We start from the raw sequence: 22612 nt of genomic DNA, 5'->3' as shown, positions 1-22612 counted from the left end.
TCAGCGGCGGATACGGGCCTGAAGGAAGGACACAACATCGGCCACCGGCAGCGCTTGCGCCTCTGCTTCGGAACGACTCTTGTATTCCAGGTTGCCTTCGACGAGGCCACGGTCGCTGACCACGATCCGGTGTGGAATGCCGATCAGTTCCATGTCTGCGAACTTGATGCCCGGGCTGGTTTTCTTGTCGCGATCGTCCAGCAGCACTTCGAAGCCGGCCGCCGTCAGTTCGGCATACAGCTTGTCGGTGGCTTCGCGCACCTGCTCGGTTTCATAGCGCAGCGGCACCAGAGCGATCTGGAATGGCGCCAGGGTGTCGCTCCAGATGATGCCGTTGGCGTCGTTGTTCTGCTCGATAGCCGCAGCCACCACGCGGGAAACGCCAATGCCGTAGCAACCCATTTCCAGGGTGACCGGCTTGCCGTTCTCGCCCAGCACTTCGCATTTCATCGCCTTGCTGTACTTGTTGCCCAGCTGGAAGATGTGCCCGACTTCGATGCCGCGCTTGATTTCCAGCGAGCCTTTGCCGTCCGGGCTTGGGTCGCCTGCGACGACGTTGCGCAGGTCGGCAACGGTCGGAACCGGCAGGTCACGCTCCCAGTTCACGCCGAAGTAGTGCTTGTCGTCGATGTTCGCGCCAATACCGAAGTCGCTCATCATCGCGACCGAGCGGTCGATGATGATTGGCAGTGGCAGGTTCAGCGGGCCGAGCGAGCCGGCACCGGCGCCAATCGCGTCACGCAGTTCGGCGTCGGAAGCCATGACCAGCGGGCTGGCCACGCCAGGCTGGTTGGCAGCCTTGATTTCGTTCAGTTCGTGGTCGCCACGAATCACCAGCGCGATCAGCTTGCCTTCTTCTTCGGCATGCACGATCAGGGTCTTGATGGTCTTTTCAATCGGCAGATTGAATTTTTCCACCAGCGCCGCGATGGTTTTGGTGTCTGGCGTGTCGACCAGGCGCAGCTCTTCGGTTGGCGCCGGGCGCGAGGTTTCCCGTGGCACGGCTTCGGCTTTTTCGATGTTCGCCGCGTAGTCGGAACCGTTGCTGAAAACGATATCGTCTTCGCCGGACTCGGCCAGCACGTGGAATTCGTGGGAGCCGGCGCCGCCGATCGAACCGTTGTCGGCTTCAACCGGGCGGAATTTCAGGCCCAGACGCGTAAAAATGTTGCAATAGGCTTCGTGCATGCGGTCATAGGTGACCTGCAGCGACGCCTGATCGGCGTGGAAGGAGTACGAGTCCTTCATGATGAATTCGCGGCCGCGCATCAAACCGAAGCGTGGGCGGATTTCGTCACGGAACTTGGTCTGGATCTGGTACAGGTTGATCGGCAGCTGTTTATAGCTGCTCAACTCGTTGCGCATCAGATCGGTGATCACTTCTTCGTGGGTCGGGCCCGCGCAGAAGTCACGACCGTGGCGGTCTTTGATGCGCAGCAGCTCAGGGCCGTATTCTTCCCAGCGCCCCGATTCCTGCCATAGCTCGGCCGGTTGGGTGCTCGGCATCAACACTTCCAGAGAACCGGCGGCGTTCATCTCTTCGCGAACGATGGCTTCGACCTTGCGCATGACTCGCAAGCCCATCGGCAGCCATGTGTACAGGCCGGAGGCAAGCTTGCGGATCATGCCGGCGCGCAGCATCAGCTGGTGGCTGATCACGACCGCGTCGGAAGGCGTTTCTTTCTGTGTGGCGAGCAAAAATTGACTGGTGCGCATGGTTGGCCGTTGTCGGTTGCTATGACTGGAAATGACGGAGCAGTGTACCGGCGAGTTTTGCTGACGTACAGAAGCGTGGCCGGCGTAAAGATCCAGCGGCGGGATTGCTCCCGCCATTGGCGAAGTGTCTTACGATTCTTCGGTGACGGGCGTCGGTGCTGGCTCGGGCGACGGTGTCGCGCCTTCGCGGCGGCGCTCCTGAAACCAGTGCAGCGCAATCAGCACCAGCGTCGGCACGCCGAGCAGGGCGGTGATGAGGAAGAAACTGTGGTAGCCGAATTTCTCGACCAGAACGCCGGAATAGCCGCCCATCAAGCGCGGCAGCAGCAACATGATCGAGCTGAGCAGGGCGTATTGCGTGGCCGAGAACTTCAGGTTGGTCAGGCTCGACAGGTAGGCGACGAACGCCGATGTCGCCAGACCCGAGCTGAAGTTGTCCAGGGAAATGGTCACGACCAGCATCTGCAGGTTCGGGCCCATGTCCGCGAGCATGACGAACAGCAGGTTGGTCCCCGCCGAAGCCACTCCGCCGATGAACAGGATCGGCAAGATACCGAAGCGCACGATCAACAGGCCGCCCATGCCGGCGCCGACGAGGGTCATGATCAGGCCGAAGATCTTGCTGACACTGGCGATCTGATCTTTGGTGAAGCCCTGGTCGATGTAGAACACGTTGGCCATCACGCCCATCACTGTGTCCGACATGCGATAGGTGGCGATCAGGCCCAGCAGCAAAAGCGCCTGCCAGCGATAACGCAGAATGAAGTCGTTGACCGGCGTCAGCACCGGTGCCAGGCCGCGCCGGCCCATGGCTGACAGACACATCCCCGTCAGCAACGTATAGAGAATGGCGCGCAGAAAGGCGCGGTCTTCGAGCAGCAGGTCGAGCGGGCTCATGTCGCCGAACAGCACGCCAGCGAAATCGGTGTTGTACAACTGAGTGAACATCGCCGGTACCGACACCAGCAGGACGATCAGCACGAACACCGACATCAGTTGATGCATGAAGGTGTAACGCCCGGCCTGCAATTGCGTGCGCAGCGGCACCGGCGGCTCGCGCATAAACAGCGAGGTCAGCAGCGCCGGCACCATCAATACGCCGAACAGCACATAAGTGCCGGTCCAGGCTGAATGCTTATAGTTGAAACCGGTGGAGCCGAAACCTTCGGCGAAAAACAGCGCGCCGGCGGTAGCGAGCAGGGCGGCGACGCGGTAACCCGACATGTAACTGGCGGCCAGGGCAGCCTGGCGGCTGTCATCGGCGATTTCCAGGCGATAGGCGTCGACCGCGATGTCTTGCGTGGCAGAGGCAAATGCGACGACCACGGCAATAGCGATCAGCCAGGACAGATGCTTCTGCGGATCACAGAAACCCATGCCGATCAGGCCGAGAATCACCAGTGCCTGTGAGAGCACCAGCCAGGAACGGCGGCGGCCGAGCTTGCCCAGCAAGGGCAAGCGCCATTGGTCGAGCAGCGGCGACCAGACCCATTTGAACGCATAGGCCAGACCGATCAGGCTGGCGTAGCCGATGGTTTCACGGGCCACGCCCGCTTCACGCAGCCACACGGAGAGCGTCGAGAACACCAGCATGTACGGCAGGCCGGCGGCAAAACCGAGCAACAACAGCACGAGCGTCGAAGGACTGGCATAGGCGGCGAGCGCGGCGCGCCAGGTTTTACGGGGCATGGGCTGAAGTCTGCCTCAAGATTGCGGAAACAAAGCGCGCACTCTAACCGCTGTGCTCTACCGGACGCCAGCCATGGCGCCGAATATCCACACGATTGTTCTGGACGCAGATGCCTTCCATGCGCAGTCGGGCGCGTTGTTCGTCGCCGGAGGGGCTGCCGACTGGCAGGCTGATGCGTCCGCCGGCGCCGAGTACGCGGTGCCAAGGCAGCTTGGTATCGTCAGGCAACTGGCTCAAGGTACGGCCGACCCAGCGCGCGGCGCGGCCGAGTCCGGCGAGTTCGGCCAACTGACCATAACTGACGACTTTGCCTTCGGGCACTTGGGCAAGTGTCGAGTAGAGTGCCGTGCGTCGGATGTGCGCATCGTTTTCGACACTGTCGAGCGGGTCTTTCACGTGCGCGGCTCCTGAACATTGGTGTGGCGAAGGCGACAAGCGTAATCGCTCGCGGCCCAGTTGAGAAATGAACTCAATTGAAATAGTCCGGTCAGTCCTTGTCATGGGCAAAATCCTACGGATAATGCCGACCCTTTTCGCCAACTCTGAGCCCCCGATCTGCTTATGTTCTCCAGAACCTTGTTGTGCCTCGCTGTTTTCAGCGCGTCCACGCCCCTGCTTGCCGACACCGTCTGGTTGAAAAACGGCGACAAGCTGAGCGGCACTATCACGGTATTCGATGGCGGCAAGCTGTTGATCCAGACCAAATACGCCGGTGCGGTGGCGATTGACTGGAAAGAGGTCAAGACCCTGGACAGTGACCAGCACCTGCTGGTGAAGCAGGACGCCTACGCCGGCGAAGTGTCGAAATCGCTCACAGCGGCCGACGACGGCAAGGTCACCCTGGCCAATGGCGAGGCGCCGAAGACTGTCGAGCTGGCGAGCATTCAGCAGATCCTCAAGCCCAAGCCGATCGTCACCGACCTGGTATGGAAGGGCAACGTCGACCTGGCTCTGGATTATCAGCGCGCCGAGAAAGACACCGATGACTACGACGTCGCGTTCAAGACCTCGGCGCGTCACGGTCGCTGGCGCCATACCGCAGAAGGTGAGTACAACCGCGAAGTGCAGGATGCGCAAACCACCACCAACAACTGGCGCGCCGAATACTCCCTCGACCGGTTCATTACCGATCAATGGTTCTGGCAGGGTCGCCTGAACTACAAGCGGGATCACATCGAAGAGCTGGCGCGCCAGCGGGTGGTCGGTACCGGTCCTGGCTACCAGTTCTGGGACGATGAATTGGGCGCTTTCTCGCTGGGCTCGCTGCTCAATCGCACCGATTACGAGTATCGCGATGGCAGCAAGGACAACTTCTATTCCGTCGCGATGAAGTGGGATTACAACCGCTATCTGATCGGCAAGAAAGTCGAGTTCTTCACCAACGGTGAAGTCGGCAAACCGCTGTCGGGTGTTGCCGATTATGCGCTGGATGCCGAGCTGGGCCTGCGCTACAAGGTCACCGACTGGGCCTCGCTCAACCTCAAGGCCGAGCGTGACATCATCAGCGGCACCAATGATGCGGATCTGAACAAGACGCGCTATACCGCAGGGTTTGGCGTGGCTTGGTAAAGGCTTTAAGCCAAAGAACGCAGCCTTTCGGCAGCTTCTGCAGGGTGTGCATCAACCCTCTGTAGGAGCTGCCGAAGGCTGCGATTTTTTTTGCGCCGTGGAAAAACAGACGCCCACAAAAAAGCCCCGCTTTTAAGGGCGGGGCTCTTTTCTAAAGAAGCTACAAGTTAGATAACTTGTACTTCTTCAGCTTGCATGCCTTTCTGACCGCGGGTAGCGATGAAAGAAACCTGTTGGCCTTCTTTCAGGCTTTTGAAGCCGTCGGATTGGATAGCTTTGAAGTGAACGAACAGGTCGTCACCGGATTGTGGGGTGATGAAGCCGAAGCCTTTTTCATCGTTGAACCACTTAACGGTACCGGTTTGGCGATTAGACATGGTGTAACTCCTTGAACAAAGATAACTGCGACTCAGGAAGAACCCTGGCCGAGACTGAGTGCAAAGAGCAGGAAAAATTCTTGTAGATGGTTGGATCGAAATTCAACATATCGTGTAGAGATTCTCAGTGACACAAGCAGCACAGTGGCGCCACCTTAACCCTTTTTCCGGAACGTGCCAATGCTTCTTGCAAAGGTTTCTCTGTTTTAGGGATCGGCGGTGCGACGGTTCGTCGCCACATCGCGTAAATACGGGGCGTTCGCCGAGAATTGCGTTGCGCACTTTGAACGAGGCGACGCGCCCGGTAAGATGCCGGACAGAATTTTTCCACCTCGCTATTCAGGACAACCCCGCCATGAGCATCAAATCGGACAAGTGGATTCGCCGCATGGCGCAGGAACACGGCATGATCGAACCGTTCGTCGAGCGCCAGATGCGCGGCAGCGACGACAGCCGGGTGATTTCCTACGGCGTGTCGAGCTACGGCTACGACGTGCGCTGCACCAACCACTTCAAGGTGTTCACCAACATCAACTCGGCCATCGTCGATCCGAAGAACTTCGACGCTGGCAGCTTCGTCGACATCCACAGCGACGTCTGCATCATCCCGCCGAACTCCTTCGCCCTGGCCAGCACCGTCGAGTACTTTCGCATTCCACGCAATGTGCTGACCATCTGCCTGGGTAAAAGCACCTACGCGCGCTGCGGCATCATCGTCAACGTCACGCCGCTGGAACCCGAGTGGGAAGGCCACGTGACGCTGGAGTTCTCCAACACCACCAACCTGCCGGCGAAAATCTACGCCAACGAAGGCGTGGCGCAGATGCTCTTCCTCGAATCCGACGAAGAATGTGAAGTTTCCTACAAGGATCGTGGCGGCAAGTACCAGGGCCAGCGTGGCGTGACGTTGCCGCGCACCTGAGGTCACCATCCGACGGATGTCGGGAATTCTTTGGCGGGCAGACACTCTATGGGGTGTACTGCCCGTTTTTGTTACACACAAAGACGGGCCTTCACTGAGGAGTGCCCTATGAAGATCGATCCGCGAATCAGCGCTGAACTGGCAAGGCTTGAGCCCAATCAGATAGGCGTTCTGGCCTGGTCGCTATTGGCGAATCCGTCGTTGAGCCTGTCCGGCGGCGTACCCGGCCAGCCCGATCCTGATACTCCCAACGAACAACCGACCGAACCCGGCGAACCGACACTTCCGGATGAACCGCCTCCGGCGCCTGTCGCCTGATCCACTGTCACGAATATGGCCCATTGGTCTGATCGTTTTACGATTTAGCTGACGGGCCATATTTCGTTGTCGCCGATCACAAAGACTTTGCAGTTGTCGTCGCGCTCGACCTGATAACCACCGGTAAACGCTCCAAACGCCGGCATCAGGCTGATGCGCTCACCCAACCTGAAACACGCCAGGCGCAAGCTTTGCCGGCCTTTTCCATGCAGTCGATAGACCGGGTGCACATGGCCGGCCAGCACGTGTCGGTCGGGATGCGCATCGGGCTCGTGCTGCAGCGCGAATGGCCCGAGCAACAGCGGTTCGGGCACCACGCGGATATTCAACGACGCCGGCGGGTCGCCCGCGCGTTTGTCATGGTTGCCGCGAATCAGCGTCATCGGCAGATGAGCGTGGCGTGCTCGCCACTCTGCCAGAGCGTTCAGTGTCGTCGGGACATGAGAGCCAGGCCCATGCAGAAAATCACCGAGAAAAATCAATTGGCGACACGGCAGCCGTGCCAGCAACGCGTCGATCACCTCGATGTTGCTCGCCGTCGTGCCATGCGGCACCGGTTGGCCAAGGCTGCGATAAGCCGCTGCTTTGCCGAAATGCACGTCGGCGATCAGCAGTGCTTCCTGCGCGGGCCAATACAGGGCTTTCTCCGGCAGCAACCACAACTCTTCGCCGGCCAGACGTATCGGGTACGCACTCACGACGATTTGCCGTTATCAGCGGTTTTTTCCAGGTCACCGACCATTCTTCTGATCCTGTCAGCCAGTTTTTCCGAACTCATGCTCTCGCGCATCCGCTCCACCAGCAGCGGAAAGCCCAGCGGTGTAGGACGTTTAACCTGATGCACGTCCAGTTTCATCTGAGTTATGCGCTCCAATGTCTGTTCCAGACGGTGAATATCCAGTTCTTCACGTAGAACTTCTTCCCCAGCCTGGGCCAGCAGCAGGTTGTCAGCGTCATATTGCTTGAACACCTGGAAAAACAGGCCGCTCGACGCCTGCACTTGGCGGGTACTTTTCGGCGCGCCGGGATAACCGGCAAACACCAGCCCGGCGATCCGCGCGATTTCGCGGAAGCGACGCAACGCGAGTTCACCGGCGTTGAGGCTGGCCAGCACGTCCAGCAACAGGTCATCGGCGTTGAACAGGTGCGCGTCGAGATGCATGGCCCAATCCACCGGTGTGGCGCTGAGCAGTTCCAGGCCGTAATCGTTGACTGCGATCGAAAAGGTCACCGGCTGGCGCTGACTGACGCGCCACGCCAGCAGGCTCGCCAGCCCCAGATGCACCTGCCGCCCGGCAAATGGATATAGGAACAGGTGCCAGCCTTCGCGAGATTTCAGTACTTCAGCCAACAGATTTTCCGTGGTGGGCAAGCCGGACCAGCGCATCTGCGTTTCCAGCAACGGCCGCAGCGCTTGCATTTCCGGCTCGTTGAATTGACCTTGAGCAGCGGCGCTGAAGCGCGCGACCACCGCTTCGGCCAATTCGTTGGATAACGGCATGCGTCCGCCATTCCAGCGTGGCACCGCGGCTTTTTTTGCGGTGCTGCGTTTGACGTAGGCGGTCATGTTTTCCACCCGCACCAGCTCCAGCAGGCGGCCGGCGAAAAGGAAACCATCACCGGGTTTGAGTCGCGCGATAAAGCCTTCCTCGACGCTCCCCAACTGCTTGCCACCGCCACCCTTGCTCCAGAATTTCAGGTTGATGCTGGCATCGCTGACGATGGTGCCGATGCTCATGCGATGGCGCCGCGCCAGACGTGCATCCGGCACCCGCCAGACGCCGTGTTCGTCCGGCTCGACCCGGCGGTAATCCGGATACGCTGTAAGAGACATCCCGCCATGACGTACGAATGCTAGCGCCCAGGCCCAGTCTGCCGGCGTCAGGTCGCGATAAGCCCAGGCGCCACGCACTTCTTCGTACAAGTCCTCAGGGGTAAAGCCACCGCCGAGGGCCATGCTGACCAAATGCTGAACCAGCACATCCAGCGGCTTGTGCGGTGACAGGCGCGGCTCGATGCGCCGCTGTTCGACGGCATCGCGTGCGGCGACCGCTTCGATCAGTTCAAGACTGTGGGTGGGCACCAGCGTCACTCGCGAGGTGCGCCCCGGTGCGTGGCCGGAGCGCCCGGCACGTTGCATCAAACGCGCGACGCCTTTTGCCGAGCCGATCTGCAGCACGCGCTCGACCGGAAGAAAGTCCACGCCCAAATCCAGGCTCGAGGTGCAGACCACCGCTTTCAATTGGCCATTCTTCAAGGCCTGTTCCACCCAGTCGCGGGTATCACGGGACAGTGAACTGTGATGCAAGGCAATCAACCCGGCCCAGTCCGGACGCGCCTGCAGTAGCGCCTGATACCAGATCTCCGATTGCGCGCGGGTATTGGTGAACACCAGGCTGCTGGCGCAGGCATCAAGTTCGGCGACCACTTGCGGGAGCATTTTCAAACCGATGTGCCCGGCCCACGGAAAACGCTCGATGGCCGGTGGGAGCAGCGTGTCTACGTGCAGGCTTTTTTCGCTTTTGCCCTGAACACTGGCGCCGCCACCCTGTGGGATCAGAACCTGCTCGGCGTGGGATTGATTACCGAGGGTGGCGGAAACGCCCCAAACGATCAGTTTTGGCTGCCAATGACGCAGGCGGGCGAGCGCCAGTTGCAGTTGCACGCCGCGTTTGTTGCCGAGCAACTCGTGCCATTCATCGACGATGATCATGCGCAGGGTCGACAATGCCGTGCGCGCATCGGCGCGTGCGAGCAGCAGAGTCAGGCTTTCCGGGGTGGTAATCAGCGTCGTCGGCAGACGCCGGCCCTGACGGGCGCGTTCGCTGCTACTGGTGTCGCCGGTGCGCAGACCGATGGTCCAGGGAATCTGTAAATCATCTACCGGGGTTTGCAATGCGCGCGCAGTGTCGGCGGCGAGGGCGCGCATCGGCGTGATCCACAGCACGGTCAGCGGTTCGGCCGTCGGTTTGCGTTTGCGCGGCGTGGCCACGGGCGGTTGCAGGCGGGCGAAGCGATTGAGTGCGGCAAACCACACCGCATAGGTTTTGCCGGCGCCGGTGCTGGCGTGGAGTAATCCGGATTCGCCGTTTTTAACCGCCGCCCACACCTGTTTCTGAAAGGCGAACGGCTTCCACGCGCGGGCACTGAACCAGCTTTTTGCAAAGTCGGGGGATTTCGCCATGCCGGCTGCGTGCGCTCTGGAGGGGTTGTTTCAGAGACCACAGCAACAGACCAAAGGTTTAAAACAACGCGATTCCCTTGTAGGCGCTGACGAGTGAAACGAGGCTGCGATTTTTTGATCTTTGAAGCAGAGCCAAAAGATCGCAGCCTCCGGCAGCTCCTTCGGGGGAATTGTGTACGGCGTTATTTAAGGTTGCCGCTGAGAAATTGCTTCAGCCGTTCGCTTTTCGGGTTGCCCAGCACGTCTTCCGGCGCGCCTTCTTCCTCCACCAGACCCTGATGCAGAAACAGCACCTGATTGGACACCTTGCGCGCGAAACTCATTTCGTGGGTGACCATGATCATGGTCCGGCCTTCCTCGGCCAATCCTTGAATCACTTTCAACACCTCACCGACCAGCTCCGGATCGAGCGCCGAGGTCGGTTCGTCGAACAGCATCACCTCAGGCTCCATTGCCAGCGCCCGGGCGATCGCCACGCGCTGTTGCTGGCCGCCGGACAGAAACGCCGGGTATTGATCGGCGACCCGCGCCGGCAAGCCGACCTTGTCCAGATAGCGTCGGGCGCGATCCTCGGCTTCCTGTTTGCTGCAACCGAGCACCCGGCGCGGGGCCATGGTGATGTTTTCCAGCACGGTCATGTGGCTCCACAGGTTGAAATGCTGGAACACCATCGCCAGCCGCGTACGCAAGCGTTGCAGTTCATCCGCGTCAGCAACGTGCATGCCGTGGCGGTCGGTGACCATGCGGATCGCCTGGCCATCAAGGCTCATGGCGCCGTCATTGGGTTGTTCGAGAAAATTGATGCAGCGTAAAAAGGTGCTTTTGCCCGAGCCACTGGCGCCGATCAGGCTGATCACATCGCCGGTTTTAGCCTTGAGCGAAACGCCTTTGAGCACCTGATGATCGCCATAGCTTTTGTGCAGGCCTTCAACGGTCAGTTTGTACATGGACGAGCATCCTCAAGGCGAAAGTAGGTAGCCGCTGCGATAGGCTTCGGCGCCCGCGACGTGGGCGATGACCATGCCGGCAGTGGCCATGCGCCGCAGCGAGCGCGCATACAGCAGGCCGGCGGCGGTGCAATGAATGGGGGTGACCTTGTCGTGGACCGGGTCGATGATTTCCGCGATCTGCTGGCCGGCTTGCAGATATTGGCCGGGCGTGGCGCAGTACACCAGCAGGCCGCCGACCGGCGTGGTCACCGGTTCGACACCGGCCAGCGGCGTGGCCGGGTAAGGCAGTGGCGGTTGCGGCTTGGTCTCGCCGACGATGGCATCGAACTGGATCAGGTAATCGATCAGGGCCTGACAATCGCGGCTGGCCAGCGGATGATTGACGTCGCCCTGGCCGCGCAATTCGACGGTTACCGAGAAGCTGCCCAGCGGAATCTCGAAGTGCTCACCGAAGCGCTCGCGCAATTGCCACCAGAGCAGGGTGAAGCATTCGTCGAAGGATTGCCCGCCAGAGTCGGTGGCAAGCAGGCTGGCCTGCGCTTCGATATAGCGCGCCAGCGGCTCGACCTGCGGCCAGGCTTCCGGCGTGGTGTACAGGTGCACCACCGATTCGAAGTCGCAATGCAAGTCCAGCACCATGTCGGCGTCGCAGGCCAGGCGTTGCAGGGTCAGACGCTGGGATTGCAGTTGCGTGGTCGGCGTCTGACGGGCGAGGGCGTTGCGCAGGCTGGCACGGATCAGTTCAAGGTTGTGCTGTGCATCGTCGTTCAGTTGGCCTTCGATCGCGTTGCCGATTTCTTCGCTGAGGTCGACGAACCAGCGATTGAAATTCTGTCCACTCTCGAGGTCGTAACGGCCCAGCGGCACATCCATCAGCACTTGCTCGAGGCCGACCGGGTTGGCCACCGGCACGAGGACGATTTCGCTGCGCAGGCGGCCGGCGGCTTCAAGCTCCGCCAGGCGCTGTTTGAGATGCCAGGCGACCAGCATGCCCGGCAGTTCGTCGGCATGCAGCGAGGCCTGAATGTACACCTTGCCCTTGGCCTGCTGTGGGCCGAAGTGGAAACTGTGAATCTGCCGTGCGGTCCCCGGCAGCGGGGCCAGCAAGTCATGGATCTGGTGGCGCATTTTCTTCTCTTTATTTCTGAAGCCGTTGCTAGTGAGTCGGCCCGAGGAAGGCCAGCCAGCGGCGTTCGGCGAGGCGGAACAGGCCAACCAGCGCAAACGTAATGGTCAGGTAGATCAGCGCGGCGATGCCGAACGACTGGAACGTCAGAAAGGTCGCCGAGTTGGCGTCCCGCGCGACTTTCAGAATATCGGGAATGGTCGCAGTGAACGCTACCGTGGTCGAGTGCAGCATCAGGATCACTTCGTTGCTGTAGTAAGGCAACGAACGGCGCAGTGCCGACGGCATGATCACGTAGGCGTACAACTTCCAGCCGGTCAGGCCGTAGGCCTTTGCCGCTTCGACTTCGCCGTGGTTCATGCTGCGAATCGCCCCGGCAAAAATCTCCGTGGTGTACGCGCAGGTGTTCAGGGCGAAGGCGAGGATCGTGCAGTTCATCGCATCGCGAAAGAAGCTGTCGAGGATCGGCTGCTCGCGCACGGCCGCGAGGCTGTAGATGCCGGTGTAGCAGATCAGCAACTGGATATACAACGGCGTGCCGCGGAACAGGTAGGTGTAGAACTGCACCGGCCAGCGAATGTAGAAGTGCGGCGAAACGCGAGCGATCGACAACGGAATCGAGACGATGAAGCCGATGCAGATCGAGGCGGTCAGCAACCACATCGTCATCGCCAGCCCGGTGATGTTCTGGCCGTCGGTATAAAGGAAGGCTTTCCAGTATTCCTGCAGGAGTTCGATCATCGTATCGCCTCCCGGGCACCGGCGGCGTAGCGGCGTTCGAGCCAGCGCAGGATGAAGTTCGAAGCGCTGGTGATCAGCAGATAGATCAAGGCGGCGAGAACCAGGAAGTAAAACAGCTGATAGGTGCTTTTACCGGCGTCCTGGGCAGCCTTGACCAGATCAGCCAGGCCAATGATCGACACCAGCGCGGTGGCCTTGAGCATGACCATCCAGTTGTTGCCGATGCCGGGGAGGGCAAAGCGCATCATTTGCGGGAACACCACAAAGCGAAAACGCTGGCCGCGTTTGAGGCCATACGCGGTGGCAGCTTCGACCTGACCGCGCGGCACCGCAAGGATTGCGCCACGGAAGGTCTCGGTGAAATACGCGCCATAAATGAAGCCCAGCGTCAGCACGCCGGCACTGAACGGGTTGATTTCGATGTATTCCCATTCCATGTAGTCGGTCAGCGACGTCAGCCAGGTTTGCAGGCTGTAGAAGATCAACAGCATCAGCACCAGATCCGGCACGCCGCGAATCAGCGTGGTGTAGAGCTGCGCGGGCAGGCGCACCAGTTTGACTTTCGACAGTTTGGCACTGGCGCCGAGCAGGCCGAGCAACACGGCCACCAGCAGCGACATCGCCGATAATTTGATGGTCATCCAGGTGCCTTGCAGCAGCAACGGGCCGAAGCCCTGCAGACTGAACGAGGCCAGCCCCAGATTTTGCAGAAGGGTTTCAAACATAAATCAGCAACCTGAGCGGATGGAAAAGGCGCCCATCGAGGATGGGCGCCGGGGCATTATTTACCGCTGTAGAGGTTCAGGTCGCCAAAGTGTTTCTTTTGAATCTCGGCGTATTTGCCGTCGTCGTGTAACGCTTTGATACCTTTATCCAAAAGTGCTTTCAGCTCAGTGTTACCTTTCTTGATACCGACAGCCGTTTTGGCTGGCAGCAATTCGCTGTCGACCGGCTGGCTGATTTCATAATCGGCACCTTTTGGCGACTTCAGAAAGCCCAGTTCGGCTTGCAGCATGTCCTGGATACCAGCGTCGAGACGGCCGGAGGTCAGGTCGGAATACACTTGATCCTGGTTCTGATAGGCCTGGGTTTTCACGCCGGCCTTGTCCAGCACGGCTTTGGCGTAGGCTTCCTGAATGGTGCCTTGCTCATAGCCAACGGTTTTGCCCTTCAGCGACGCAACGTCAGCGGTGATGCCCGAGCCTTTCTTGAACACGTAAGCGGTCGGGCCGGAAAACAGTTCGCTGGAGAAGTCGATGACCTTCTCGCGGGCCGGAGTCACGGTCATCGACGAGATCACACCGTCGAACTTGTTGGCCTTAAGGCCCGGAATCATGCCGTCAAAGTCGCTTTCGACCCACTTGCACTTGACCTTCAGTTCGGCGCAGATCGCGTTGCCCAGGTCGATGTCGAAACCGACCAGGCTGCCATCGGCCGCTTTCGACTCGAACGGTGCGTACGAAGGGTCAACGCCAAAGCGCAGCTCTTTGTATTCCTTGGCCAGCGCGGAGCCGGCGGCCATGCACAACGCCAGTGCAGAAAGGGTCAGCAATGCTTTTTTCATTATTCAATCCCTAAGAACCAATATGAGCGCTTGTGGCGCAGAATTATTGTTACTGCAACGCTTACGACCTATAGAAACTAGCAATTTCCGAACCAGAGTGCCGAACAGGTGTTTTAAAAGGTTGTAGCACAGGGCAGGAAAGTTTTTGGTGCGGCGGGAAGGTTGACTGAAAATTTATGCACTGTTTTGACGCCAGGATGACTGATCGCTCCCACGCTCCTGCGTGGGAATGCATCAACGGACGCTCCGCGTTCGGGTCTGGAGGGGAAGCAGAGCGTCCCGGGCTGCATTCCCACGCAGAGCGTGGGAACGATCAATGAAAAAGGGGCTAGGCCAGCAGATCCTGGAGGGTAGCGAGGCTGTCGGCTTCTTCGACGGTCTTGTCCTTGCGCCAGCGCAGCATTCGCGGAAAGCGCACCGCGATGCCGCTCTTGTGCCGGCGCGACAGGGCGATGCCTTCGAAGCCCAGTTCGAACACCAGGCTCGGTTTGACGCTGCTGACCGGGCCGAATTTCTCCACCGTGGTCTTGCGCACGATGCTGTCGACCTGGCGCATCTCCTCATCGGTCAGCCCCGAATACGCCTTGGCGAACGGCACCAGCGAGCGCTGACTGGATTCGGGCGGGCCGTCCCACACGGCGAAGGTGTAATCGCTGTAAAGACTGGCGCGCCGACCGTGCCCGCGCTGGGCGTAAATCAGTACCGCGTCGACGCTGAACGGATCGACTTTCCACTTCCACCACACGCCCATGTCCTTGGTACGGCCCACGCCATACAACGAATCCCGGGCCTTGAGCATCATGCCCTCGACACCGAGCTTGCGTGACGCCTCGCGCTGGCGACCGAGGTCTAGCCAGTCGTCGCCGGTCAGGACAGGCGAGGGCAGCAGCACCGGGCTGTTGCAACGCGCGATCACCTGTTCGAGTTGCGCACGGCGCTTGACCTGCGGTTGATTGCGCCAGTCCTCGCCCTGCCATTCCAGCAAATCGTAAGCGAGTACCACCACTGGCACCTCTTCGAGAATCTTCTTGTCGAGGGTTTTGCGGCCGATGCGTTGTTGCAGCAGGGCGAACGGTTGCACGGCGGGCGGCTCATCCGATTGCGGATCGAAGGCATCTTCGCTGCTCGGATGGGAGCTTTTCCATACGACGATTTCGCCGTCGATCACCGTGCCATCGGGCAAGCCGTGAACCAACACATCGAGTTCGGGAAAGCGCTCGGTTACCAGCTCTTCGCCGCGCGACCATACCCACAGCTTGCCGTCACGCTTGACCACCTGCGCGCGGATGCCATCCCACTTCCATTCCACCTGCCAGTCGCTGGCCGGTCCGAGCAGTGTTTCGAATTCCTCGACGGGTTGCGACAAGGCATGGGCGAGAAAAAACGGGTAGGGCTGGCCGCCGCGCTGGGCGTGCTCGTCAGCCGACTCCGGGGCGATGAGTTTCAGGTAACTGGCCGCAGTTGGCCGGTTCGACAGATCGGTGTAACCGACCAGACGTTGAGCCACGCGTTTGCTGTCGAGCCCAGCCATCGAGGCGAGTGCGCGGGTGACCAGCAATTTCGATACGCCGACACGGAAACTGCCGGTGATCAACTTGATGCACAGCATCAGGCTCGGCCGATCCAGCTGCGCCCACAACATCGGCAGTTGCCGTGCCAGATACTCCGGTGTTTCACCGCGCAACGGCAGCAGCTTGTCATCGATCCATTCGGCGAGACCGGCCTGGGAGCTGTGCGAATTTTCCGGCAGCACCAGAGAAATGGTCTCGGCCAGATCGCCGACCGCCTGGTAGCTTTCTTCGAACAGCCACGGCTCCAGGCCCGAAACTTCCACCGCGAGCTCTCGGAGTATGCGCACCGGTACTAGTTGCCGAGGCCGACCACCGGAGAGGAAATACACGGCCCATGCGGCATCTTCCGGCGCGGCCTGCGCGAAGTACGCCTGCATCGCCGCCAGCTTGGCGTTGCTCGACGTGGTGGCGTCGAGTTCGGTATATAACTCGGCGAATGCCTTCATACGTGGGTCTCGGCAACGGTGGGTTCGGTGGCGGTGTTGTCGTCTTCGTCATCGCCGTATTCGGTGCTGAAACCTTGCGCATCAAGGCCCTGTTCGCGCAGATGACGCACGAGCACGCCGATCGAGCCATGGGTGACCATCACTCGTTCCGCGCCAGTCTGGTTGATCGCCCAGAGCAGGCCGGGCCAGTCGGCGTGATCGGAGAGCACAAAGCCTCGATCAACGCCGCGCCGCCGCCGGGTGCCGCGAAGGCGCATCCAGCCACTGGCGAAGGCATCGCTGAAATCGCCGAAACGGCGCATCCAGGTACTGCCGCCCGCCGAGGGCGGAGCAATGATCAGCGCCTGGCGCATGATCGGGTCGCTTTTTTTCACGTCGCCCGCATAGATCGTCGGCGGCAGGTACACGCCGGCATCGCGGTAGACGCGGTTCAATGGTTCGACCGCGCCGTGACTGAGGATCGGCCCGAGGGTTTCGTCGATGCCGTGAAGAATCCGCTGAGCCTTGCCGAAGGAGTAGCAGAACAGCACGCTGGCCTTGCCGGCGGCGATATTGGCCGCCCACCATTGATTGATCTCGGCGAAGATCTGCGCCTGCGGCTGCCAGCGATAGATCGGCAGGCCGAAGGTCGATTCGGTGATGAAGGTGTGGCAGCGCACTGGTTCGAATGGAGTGCAGGTGCCGTCCGGCTCGACCTTGTAATCGCCGGATGCGACCCAGACTTCGCCGCCATATTCCAGGCGCACCTGCGCCGAGCCGAGGACATGCCCGGCGGGGTGAAAGCTCAGGGTGACGCCGTGGTGGGTCAGGCGCTGGCCGTAGTCGAGGGTTTGCAACTGGATGTCCTGACCCAGACGCGCGCGCAGAATCCCGGCGCTGGCGCTGCTCGACAGATAGTGCTGATTACCGGTGCGCGCGTGATCGCCATGGGCATGGGTGATCACCGAACGCTCGACCGGCCGCCACGGATCGATATAGAAATCCCCGGCGGGGCAGTAGAGACCTTCAGGTCGGGCGATAACAAGATCCATGTCGTGACCGGAATGGGGGGCTTGTTAACTATGAGGCGGGCGTGAGTCTGGAAGTTCGATCGGTTTTGAAGTGCTACGCAAAGGCCATGTGGGGGCGGGCATGCTCGCGAAAGCGGTGTTTCAGACGATACCGGTATCGACTGACAGGACGCTTTCGCGAGCAAGCCCGCTCCCACAGGTTGCAGCTGTTACTTGCCGGGAGTCAGGGTCAACCGTGTCTTGCCATACACCCGCTCAAAGTTCTGCGGCTGCATCGGCAGGCCGATGTACTGACCCTTGAGCCACGCATCGATCCCGTTCAGGTAGTTGGGACTCAGTGGATTGCCCGACTGCCCCGTACCGTTCTGCGCCATCAGCGGTTCGCTCTGGCCGAAGTCGACGATAAAGCGCATCGACGGCGCGCGCGCGGTGACGAAGTCCTGGCCCCAGGCAAACGCCGAGCTGTTCAGCGTGGTGTGGTCGCCACCGGCCGCCAGCGGCCCGCGCACAGTCTGACCGTTGCTGTTCTTCCACGCATAGCTGTGCAATTTGCCCCACTGCCAGGCGCGATGATCGCCGCCCAACTGACTGTCGCCAGCCGTAATCGCCGCAGCGAGGCTGCGGGCAAGAATCACCGATTTATCTTCCTTCTGCGGCGTGCGCAGGTCATCCCAAAACGGACTGTCCTCGCGTCCCAGGAGATGGTCAGCCTGCGCTGCGTAGGACAGATCGCCATTGGCGACAAAGGCTTTCCACGCCGGGCTCGACTCTGGCCCCAGTTCGTCGAGGAAAATCTGCTTCATGCTTTCCTGCAGAAACAGTTCATAAATCGCCGCATCCGCCGAGGTCGGGCTGAGCTTGCCGTCGAAGGCCATCAAACGCATGAACGCTTCGCGAGCCTTGCTCCGCTCGGCTTCCGGCAGGGCGTCGATCGCCTGTTTCAGCGGCTGCTTCATGCCCGGTGCTTCGAAGACTTTTTTCAATTTCGCGGCGAAGGTGGTGGTCTGGTCGTACTGCATGGCGATCACGCTGCGGCTGTCGTGCTTGCCGCTGCCAGCCATTTCCGCCAAGCGTTCGCCACGCTCCGGTGCCGCCCAGGATTTCGACAACTGCATGCCGTAGCCGTCGGGGATGACCCGTTGGTTGGCGGTGCCGAGCCAGCCTTGCGCCGGGTCCTGATCGTAGGGGTGCAACATCGGGTCGGCGTAACCGTCCCAGTCGTAGCGACCGTCCCAGCCCGGCGAGGGCAGCAGGCCTTCACCTTCGCGACGGTTGGGGAAGCGCCCGGTGACCTGCCAGCCGATATTGCTCGCATCGGCAAACACCAGATTCAGGGTAATGGCGCGGATTTCGCGACTGGCGTCCGATGCGCGCTCGACGTTCTGCGCGCGGGTCAGGTCGAAGAAGGCGTCCAGCGATTTGTCGTCAGTGAAACTCGGTGTCTGCAAAGCGAGGCCGAAACCGCTGCCCTGCGCCGCTGCCTGGGCACTGTTGAGCAGCGCGCCGTGGCGGGTTTCGTATACGGCTTCGCGAATCGGTCGCTGGCCTTTGACAAAGTAGGTTTCGTTGCGCACACCCAGCGGCTGCCATTTGCCGTTGACTTCATAAGCGAGGCTGCTGCCCTGACGGCGAATTTTCTCAAGGAACAAGTCCTGGTTATCGCCAAGCACGCTGGTCATGCTCCACGCCACTTTGCCGTTGAAGCCGCCGAGCACCATCGGCAGACCGGCAACCGTGACGCCGGCGGCCTGATATTTCGGCGCGCGGATCTGCACGAAACTCCACAACGACGGCGCGGCCAGTGGCCCGTGCGCGTCGCTGGCCAACAGGCTCTTGCCGCTGCGGCTGCGTTGCGGGGCGATCGCCCAGTTGTTCGCAGTCGGCGTGCCGAGCAGGTTCAGCGCCGACAGTTGCTGGCTGGCGCTGCTCAGTTCCGTCAGGCCCGGAATCTGCCCATTGAGTTTGAGGCCCTGCAGCTTGTCGGCTTCAGCCACGGGCAGGTTTTCATCAGGCGCCGACGGAGTCAGCCAGGCGAGTTTGTCGGTGGTCACGGTTTGCGCGAGCACCAGTGACTGGATTTCCTCCGGCAGGTTGGCCGACTGGCTGAAGTTGAGCAGGGCAAAAATCAGCGCCGAATCTTCCGGTTTCCAGTATTCCGGTTTGTAACCGCTGGCGGCGAGGTCGCCCGGCAACTTGTCGGCGTAGCGGAACAGATACGCATTGACGCCCCGCGCATACACTTCGAAGAAGCGTTTGAGTCGTGGCGACGAGGCCTTGTACAGCTCGCCGGCGCTCTTCTTCAGATTGACCGCGCGCATGTAGCGGTCGGCATCGAGCATCGAGGCGCCGGACATTTCCGCCAGCCGGCCCTGAGCCAACAGGCGCAGGGTGACCATCTGATTGATGCGGTCGCTGGCATGGACGTAACCGAGACTGAACAGTGCGTCATGGAAGCTGTTGCTTTCGATCAGCGGCATGCCCATCGCATTGCGCCTCACCGACACGTTCTGCGCCAGGCCCTTGAGCGGTTGCACGCCGGAGGTTGGTGGCAGGCTGTCCTGGGCATTCCAGGTCTGGCAACCGGACAGGCCGAGGACACCGGCCACTGCTGCGGCAACGCCGAACCGGGGAAGAAAATGTGTAAGGGCTGGCGAGGCCATGGCGAAGCTCCTGCGGGGGTATAAGGCTGGGGGCGCAATAAAGCCGCTACGTTAGTGACGGCGCGAGGGCCGCGCAAGCGGGGCGAGCGGTTATTTATGCAGTTGTCGGCTGATCGGTCAGAGGCTTGGCAGTTGCCTGTGAGAAAGCGCTGATGTTGAACTACGAAAAAAGTCCAGAGACCTGCCAGGAGTAAGATCGTCATGGAGCTTCAGAGCAACGCTGCGCTGATCATCATCGACCAGCAGAAAGGCATTCTGCATCCGCGTCTGGGGCGACGGAATAATCCTCAGGCCGAGGAGAGAATGCTCGAATTATTGGCGCTGTGGCGGCGGACCAGACGCCCGGTAATTCACGTCCAGCATTTGTCGCGCTCACCTGATTCGGTGTTCTGGCCCGAGCAGTCCGGGGTGGAGTTTCAGCCGCGCTTCGTTGCGCAGGACGGTGAATGGCTGATCCAGAAACAGGTGCCGGACGCGTTCTGCGCAACCGGGCTGCAACTGCGGTTGCACGAGGCGGGGGTTGGCCAATTGATCATTGTCGGTGTCGCGACCAATAACTCGGTTGAGTCAACGGCGCGCAGCGCAGGCAATTTGGGGTTCGACACGTGGGTGGCAGAGGATGCGTGCTTTACTTTCGACAAGGCTGATTACTTCGGCACACCGCGTAGTGCTGAAGAGGTGCACGGGATGTCGCTGGGCAATCTTGATGGGGAGTATGCGACGGTGGTCGGCTCTTCGCAGATTCTGGCGGCGGGCTGAAGTTTTTTAGTGGAGGCGCCGCCGCCTTCGCGAGCAGGCTCGCTCCTGCACTCGACCGCATTTCGTCAGAAGGAATGCAATTGACTGTGGGAGCGGGCTTGCTCGCGAAAGCGGTGTGTCAGGCGAAGAAGATCTGCGCCCGTGGCATCAAGCGCCGTGGCACTTCTTGAATTTCTTGCCGTTGCCGCATGGGCAAGGGTCGTTGCGGCCGACGTCTTTCAGGGCGTTGCGCACCGGTTCCTGGTGGGCGTGGCCGCAGTTCGGGCCGTGGACATGGCCATGGTCGTGATCGTGATGGTGGTCATGATCGTGGTTGCAGTCAGGGCCATGGACATGGGGTTGCTGGGTCATCGAGGTCACTCCGGAGTTAGATCGGCGGGGATTATCACGCCATTGCGCTCAAGGTGCACGTAGTGGGCGATGAATAAACCGGTTTCCATTTCCCCCTGCAATCGATAGGGAATCTGCTGGTTCGGATTTTTCAGCAGTTTCACCACGTGTTTGACCTTCGGCCAAAGGTTGGTGCGGATCGGGACTTTGAAGTAAGCGCTGCGCTTGGGCCCGACGGTAAACCAGTGCTCATGCTCGCCTTCAGTGAGCAGCATGTCGGCCAGGTGAATCCGATATTCGAGGCCACGCACAGTCAGGTCACTGTCGTTGGGATTGTCGACGCGAAAATGCAGGATGAATTTCTGCTCGAGCAACTTGGCCCGCACCACCTCGACTTTCACCAGATGCACGGTGGGCTCGACGCTGTCACCGCTGAACCACGAGGCACAGCCGCCGAGGTTTACGATCAGCATCAACAGTAGAAAATGTAATGTGCGCCGGCGACCAAGCATGGTGTTACTCCCTTTGGTGCCAGTCTAGACCTAAAAAGATCGCAGCCTTCGGCAGCTCCTACAGAATGGGCGCAGATCCTGCGTCAAGGCTGGCGAAGGCTGGGATCTTTTGATCTTGGCTTTCAAGCGCCGAAATAACCCGCACAACACTTCTTGAACTTCTGCCCGCTGCCGCATGGGCAACCGTCATTGCGGCCCAATTTCATCTGTACCGTCGGGTCGATGAAATACCAGCGTCCGGCGTTCTGCACGAACGAGGAGCGCTCGCGGTGGCTGTGCTCGCCCTGGCTGTCGTGCCAACGCGCAGTGAAGGTGACGAAGGCGTGCTCCGGCTGGCCGCCGAATACTTCCGAACTTTCGACCTCAAGGCCGAGCCAGGTGCTCTGCGCGCTCCAGTCACTGATCGATTGTCGGTTCAAACCTGTTTGCTGGACGGGCAGGGTGGTCGCCACCAGATAGTCGACCAGGCCCAGCACATAAGCGCTGTAGCGCGAGCGCATCAAGGCTTCGGCGCACGGTGCCGGGTGGCCGTCGTGATAAGGGCCGCAGCAGGCATCCAGCAGATTGCCGCTGCCGCAAGGGCAAATGGCTGTACTCATTGCATTACCACCAATATTTCCCGAAGTTTTCCGGATTGGCCCAAAAACGCGAATTGAGCCAGTCGGGGACTTGTTTGTAGTCAAGCAGATCGTAAGTGAACAGGGTCAGCACCTGCTCGTCGCGCTGGAAACGCTCGCTGGCCTGCAGGGCCAGCGAATAGAAATCGGTTTGATGCCAGCCGCTGGCCGCCAGATCCGCCAGCACCGCGATGCGGCTGGCGTTGAGATTGCGGATGCCGCCCAACAGGTTCAGGCCCTCGCGCTTGGGCAAATGTTCCAGGCAATCGACCACCAGCGCCAGATCAAAACGTTGCGCGGCCAGCTCGGCGGGCAAGGCGCCGGGCGCGGCATGGGCCACCAGCGTGTCAGGGTGCGCCTGTTTGAAGGCATCCAGAGCCGGAAATTCGCTGGCGCCAATCAGCAGCAGTCGGGCCGGGGCGTAGCGATCCAGCAAAGCGGCCAACGCCTGTTGCGGCGTGCGCGAAGAAATGGCGACGTTCATCGAAGCTCCTCAGTCAGACCGCCAAGACTAGCCTGCCAGACTGCGGCGGCAAAGCGCCCGGTTGCG

At 60.6% G+C, this 22612-nt stretch carries 22 protein-coding genes; 4 read left to right on the top strand and 18 right to left on the bottom strand.

Annotated elements, in window-relative coordinates:
- The 3 genes from ACP7D9_RS05185 to ACP7D9_RS05175 form a co-directional block, all read right to left on the bottom strand.
- On the bottom strand, positions 1 to 1716 hold the full coding sequence (locus ACP7D9_RS05185) for a proline--tRNA ligase (RefSeq protein WP_426156013.1): 1716 nt from the start codon (positions 1714 to 1716) through the stop codon (positions 1 to 3).
- 129 nt (positions 1717 to 1845) lie between these two features.
- Positions 1846 to 3405, bottom strand: a complete 1560-nt coding sequence (locus ACP7D9_RS05180) for an AmpG family muropeptide MFS transporter (RefSeq protein ID WP_426156011.1) — start codon at positions 3403 to 3405, stop codon at positions 1846 to 1848.
- 43 nt (positions 3406 to 3448) lie between these two features.
- Positions 3449 to 3802, bottom strand: coding sequence for an MGMT family protein (locus tag ACP7D9_RS05175; protein WP_101158364.1), 354 nt, complete (start codon positions 3800 to 3802; stop codon positions 3449 to 3451).
- Between the two features lie 165 nt (positions 3803 to 3967).
- Between ACP7D9_RS05175 and ACP7D9_RS05170 the strand changes: the two genes are divergently transcribed.
- The gene (locus tag ACP7D9_RS05170; protein ID WP_101158365.1) at positions 3968 to 4975 is read left to right on the top strand and encodes a DUF481 domain-containing protein; all 1008 of its coding nucleotides are present in this window, start codon (positions 3968 to 3970) and stop codon (positions 4973 to 4975) included.
- Between the two features lie 167 nt (positions 4976 to 5142).
- Here the strand turns inward: ACP7D9_RS05170 and ACP7D9_RS05165 are convergent, their stop codons facing one another.
- The gene (locus ACP7D9_RS05165) at positions 5143 to 5352 is read right to left on the bottom strand and encodes a cold-shock protein (protein WP_002554837.1); all 210 of its coding nucleotides are present in this window, start codon (positions 5350 to 5352) and stop codon (positions 5143 to 5145) included.
- A 355-nt stretch (positions 5353 to 5707) separates the two neighbouring features.
- Here ACP7D9_RS05165 and dcd point away from each other — a divergent pair, with 355 nt between their 5' ends.
- Positions 5708 to 6274 (top strand): dCTP deaminase, encoded by a 567-nt coding sequence (dcd, locus tag ACP7D9_RS05160; RefSeq protein ID WP_007940589.1) that lies wholly within the window; start codon positions 5708 to 5710, stop codon positions 6272 to 6274.
- Between the two features lie 108 nt (positions 6275 to 6382).
- A complete protein-coding gene (locus tag ACP7D9_RS05155) occupies positions 6383 to 6592 on the top strand; it encodes a hypothetical protein (protein WP_016771389.1) in 210 nt (69 codons plus the stop codon).
- Positions 6593 to 6636: 44 nt separating this feature from the next.
- On the opposite strand, the gene pdeM is transcribed toward ACP7D9_RS05155, so the two are convergent.
- The 10 genes from pdeM to ACP7D9_RS05105 all read right to left on the bottom strand — a co-directional run bounded on the left by pdeM (position 6637) and on the right by ACP7D9_RS05105 (position 19844).
- Positions 6637 to 7290: a ligase-associated DNA damage response endonuclease PdeM gene (gene pdeM, locus ACP7D9_RS05150; protein ID WP_371918378.1), complete on the bottom strand. Its 654-nt coding sequence runs from the start codon at positions 7288 to 7290 to the stop codon at positions 6637 to 6639.
- Positions 7287 to 9776: a ligase-associated DNA damage response DEXH box helicase gene (locus tag ACP7D9_RS05145; RefSeq protein ID WP_426156008.1), complete on the bottom strand. Its 2490-nt coding sequence runs from the start codon at positions 9774 to 9776 to the stop codon at positions 7287 to 7289. The genes pdeM and ACP7D9_RS05145 overlap by 4 nt, the downstream gene beginning before the upstream one ends.
- Before the next feature lie 182 nt (positions 9777 to 9958).
- Complete coding sequence (locus ACP7D9_RS05140) at positions 9959 to 10723, bottom strand: ABC transporter ATP-binding protein (protein WP_041478066.1); 765 nt, start codon at positions 10721 to 10723, stop codon at positions 9959 to 9961.
- A 12-nt stretch (positions 10724 to 10735) separates the two neighbouring features.
- Complete coding sequence (locus ACP7D9_RS05135; protein ID WP_101158368.1) at positions 10736 to 11854, bottom strand: succinylglutamate desuccinylase/aspartoacylase family protein; 1119 nt, start codon at positions 11852 to 11854, stop codon at positions 10736 to 10738.
- A 28-nt stretch (positions 11855 to 11882) separates the two neighbouring features.
- Positions 11883 to 12593: an ABC transporter permease gene (locus tag ACP7D9_RS05130; protein ID WP_039762607.1), complete on the bottom strand. Its 711-nt coding sequence runs from the start codon at positions 12591 to 12593 to the stop codon at positions 11883 to 11885.
- On the bottom strand, positions 12590 to 13318 hold the full coding sequence (locus tag ACP7D9_RS05125) for an ABC transporter permease (protein ID WP_312995814.1): 729 nt from the start codon (positions 13316 to 13318) through the stop codon (positions 12590 to 12592). The genes ACP7D9_RS05130 and ACP7D9_RS05125 overlap by 4 nt, the downstream gene beginning before the upstream one ends.
- Before the next feature lie 56 nt (positions 13319 to 13374).
- Positions 13375 to 14157: a transporter substrate-binding domain-containing protein gene (locus tag ACP7D9_RS05120; protein ID WP_042608231.1), complete on the bottom strand. Its 783-nt coding sequence runs from the start codon at positions 14155 to 14157 to the stop codon at positions 13375 to 13377.
- A 328-nt stretch (positions 14158 to 14485) separates the two neighbouring features.
- Positions 14486 to 16174: an ATP-dependent DNA ligase gene (locus ACP7D9_RS05115; protein ID WP_426156003.1), complete on the bottom strand. Its 1689-nt coding sequence runs from the start codon at positions 16172 to 16174 to the stop codon at positions 14486 to 14488.
- A complete protein-coding gene (locus ACP7D9_RS05110; protein ID WP_426156001.1) occupies positions 16171 to 17205 on the bottom strand; it encodes a ligase-associated DNA damage response exonuclease in 1035 nt (344 codons plus the stop codon). Before ACP7D9_RS05110 ends, ACP7D9_RS05115 begins: the two co-directional genes overlap by 4 nt.
- 188 nt (positions 17206 to 17393) lie before the next feature.
- On the bottom strand, positions 17394 to 19844 hold the full coding sequence (locus ACP7D9_RS05105) for a penicillin acylase family protein (protein WP_426155999.1): 2451 nt from the start codon (positions 19842 to 19844) through the stop codon (positions 17394 to 17396).
- 201 nt (positions 19845 to 20045) lie between these two features.
- Between ACP7D9_RS05105 and ACP7D9_RS05100 the strand changes: the two genes are divergently transcribed.
- Positions 20046 to 20603: a cysteine hydrolase family protein gene (locus ACP7D9_RS05100; protein WP_397478455.1), complete on the top strand. Its 558-nt coding sequence runs from the start codon at positions 20046 to 20048 to the stop codon at positions 20601 to 20603.
- A 147-nt stretch (positions 20604 to 20750) separates the two neighbouring features.
- On the opposite strand, the gene ACP7D9_RS05095 is transcribed toward ACP7D9_RS05100, so the two are convergent.
- The 4 genes from ACP7D9_RS05095 to ACP7D9_RS05080 form a co-directional block, all read right to left on the bottom strand.
- Positions 20751 to 20954 carry an SEC-C metal-binding domain-containing protein gene (locus tag ACP7D9_RS05095; RefSeq protein ID WP_003198420.1) on the bottom strand — a complete coding sequence of 68 codons (204 nt, stop codon included), beginning with the start codon at positions 20952 to 20954 and terminating at the stop codon, positions 20751 to 20753.
- 5 nt (positions 20955 to 20959) lie between these two features.
- Complete coding sequence (locus tag ACP7D9_RS05090) at positions 20960 to 21445, bottom strand: LEA type 2 family protein (RefSeq protein ID WP_101158374.1); 486 nt, start codon at positions 21443 to 21445, stop codon at positions 20960 to 20962.
- Positions 21446 to 21567: 122 nt separating this feature from the next.
- Positions 21568 to 22044, bottom strand: a complete 477-nt coding sequence (locus ACP7D9_RS05085; RefSeq protein WP_426155996.1) for a YchJ family protein — start codon at positions 22042 to 22044, stop codon at positions 21568 to 21570.
- Between the two features lie 4 nt (positions 22045 to 22048).
- On the bottom strand, positions 22049 to 22546 hold the full coding sequence (locus ACP7D9_RS05080; protein ID WP_101158376.1) for a DUF6231 family protein: 498 nt from the start codon (positions 22544 to 22546) through the stop codon (positions 22049 to 22051).
- Between the last annotated feature and the right edge of the window lie 66 nt (positions 22547 to 22612).

The sequence above is a fragment of the Pseudomonas sp. TSRC2-2 genome, from assembly GCF_049897785.1.
Taxonomy (GTDB): domain Bacteria; phylum Pseudomonadota; class Gammaproteobacteria; order Pseudomonadales; family Pseudomonadaceae; genus Aquipseudomonas.
Note: the sequence above shows the minus strand (reverse complement) of the source record. Positions and strands in the feature narration are given on the sequence as shown.

Excerpts from the sequence above, each read along its gene's own strand:
- ACP7D9_RS05130 (WP_039762607.1), bottom strand. The coding sequence starts at position 12,593 with ATGATCGAACTCCTGCAGGAATACTGGAAAGCCTTCCTTTATACCGAC.
- ACP7D9_RS05095 (WP_003198420.1), bottom strand. The coding sequence starts at position 20,954 with ATGACCCAGCAACCCCATGTCCATGGCCCTGACTGCAACCACGATCAT.
- ACP7D9_RS05145 (WP_426156008.1), bottom strand. The coding sequence starts at position 9,776 with ATGGCGAAATCCCCCGACTTTGCAAAAAGCTGGTTCAGTGCCCGCGCG.
- ACP7D9_RS05165 (WP_002554837.1), bottom strand. The coding sequence starts at position 5,352 with ATGTCTAATCGCCAAACCGGTACCGTTAAGTGGTTCAACGATGAAAAA.
- ACP7D9_RS05080 (WP_101158376.1), bottom strand. The coding sequence starts at position 22,546 with ATGAACGTCGCCATTTCTTCGCGCACGCCGCAACAGGCGTTGGCCGCT.
- ACP7D9_RS05180 (WP_426156011.1), bottom strand. The coding sequence starts at position 3,405 with ATGCCCCGTAAAACCTGGCGCGCCGCGCTCGCCGCCTATGCCAGTCCT.
- ACP7D9_RS05090 (WP_101158374.1), bottom strand. The coding sequence starts at position 21,445 with ATGCTTGGTCGCCGGCGCACATTACATTTTCTACTGTTGATGCTGATC.
- ACP7D9_RS05085 (WP_426155996.1), bottom strand. The coding sequence starts at position 22,044 with ATGAGTACAGCCATTTGCCCTTGCGGCAGCGGCAATCTGCTGGATGCC.
- ACP7D9_RS05155 (WP_016771389.1), top strand. The coding sequence starts at position 6,383 with ATGAAGATCGATCCGCGAATCAGCGCTGAACTGGCAAGGCTTGAGCCC.
- ACP7D9_RS05100 (WP_397478455.1), top strand. The coding sequence starts at position 20,046 with ATGGAGCTTCAGAGCAACGCTGCGCTGATCATCATCGACCAGCAGAAA.
- ACP7D9_RS05110 (WP_426156001.1), bottom strand. The coding sequence starts at position 17,205 with ATGGATCTTGTTATCGCCCGACCTGAAGGTCTCTACTGCCCCGCCGGG.
- ACP7D9_RS05135 (WP_101158368.1), bottom strand. The coding sequence starts at position 11,854 with ATGCGCCACCAGATCCATGACTTGCTGGCCCCGCTGCCGGGGACCGCA.
- ACP7D9_RS05125 (WP_312995814.1), bottom strand. The coding sequence starts at position 13,318 with ATGTTTGAAACCCTTCTGCAAAATCTGGGGCTGGCCTCGTTCAGTCTG.
- ACP7D9_RS05115 (WP_426156003.1), bottom strand. The coding sequence starts at position 16,174 with ATGAAGGCATTCGCCGAGTTATATACCGAACTCGACGCCACCACGTCG.
- ACP7D9_RS05105 (WP_426155999.1), bottom strand. The coding sequence starts at position 19,844 with ATGGCCTCGCCAGCCCTTACACATTTTCTTCCCCGGTTCGGCGTTGCC.
- ACP7D9_RS05170 (WP_101158365.1), top strand. The coding sequence starts at position 3,968 with ATGTTCTCCAGAACCTTGTTGTGCCTCGCTGTTTTCAGCGCGTCCACG.
- dcd (WP_007940589.1), top strand. The coding sequence starts at position 5,708 with ATGAGCATCAAATCGGACAAGTGGATTCGCCGCATGGCGCAGGAACAC.
- ACP7D9_RS05140 (WP_041478066.1), bottom strand. The coding sequence starts at position 10,723 with ATGTACAAACTGACCGTTGAAGGCCTGCACAAAAGCTATGGCGATCAT.
- ACP7D9_RS05120 (WP_042608231.1), bottom strand. The coding sequence starts at position 14,157 with ATGAAAAAAGCATTGCTGACCCTTTCTGCACTGGCGTTGTGCATGGCC.
- ACP7D9_RS05185 (WP_426156013.1), bottom strand. The coding sequence starts at position 1,716 with ATGCGCACCAGTCAATTTTTGCTCGCCACACAGAAAGAAACGCCTTCC.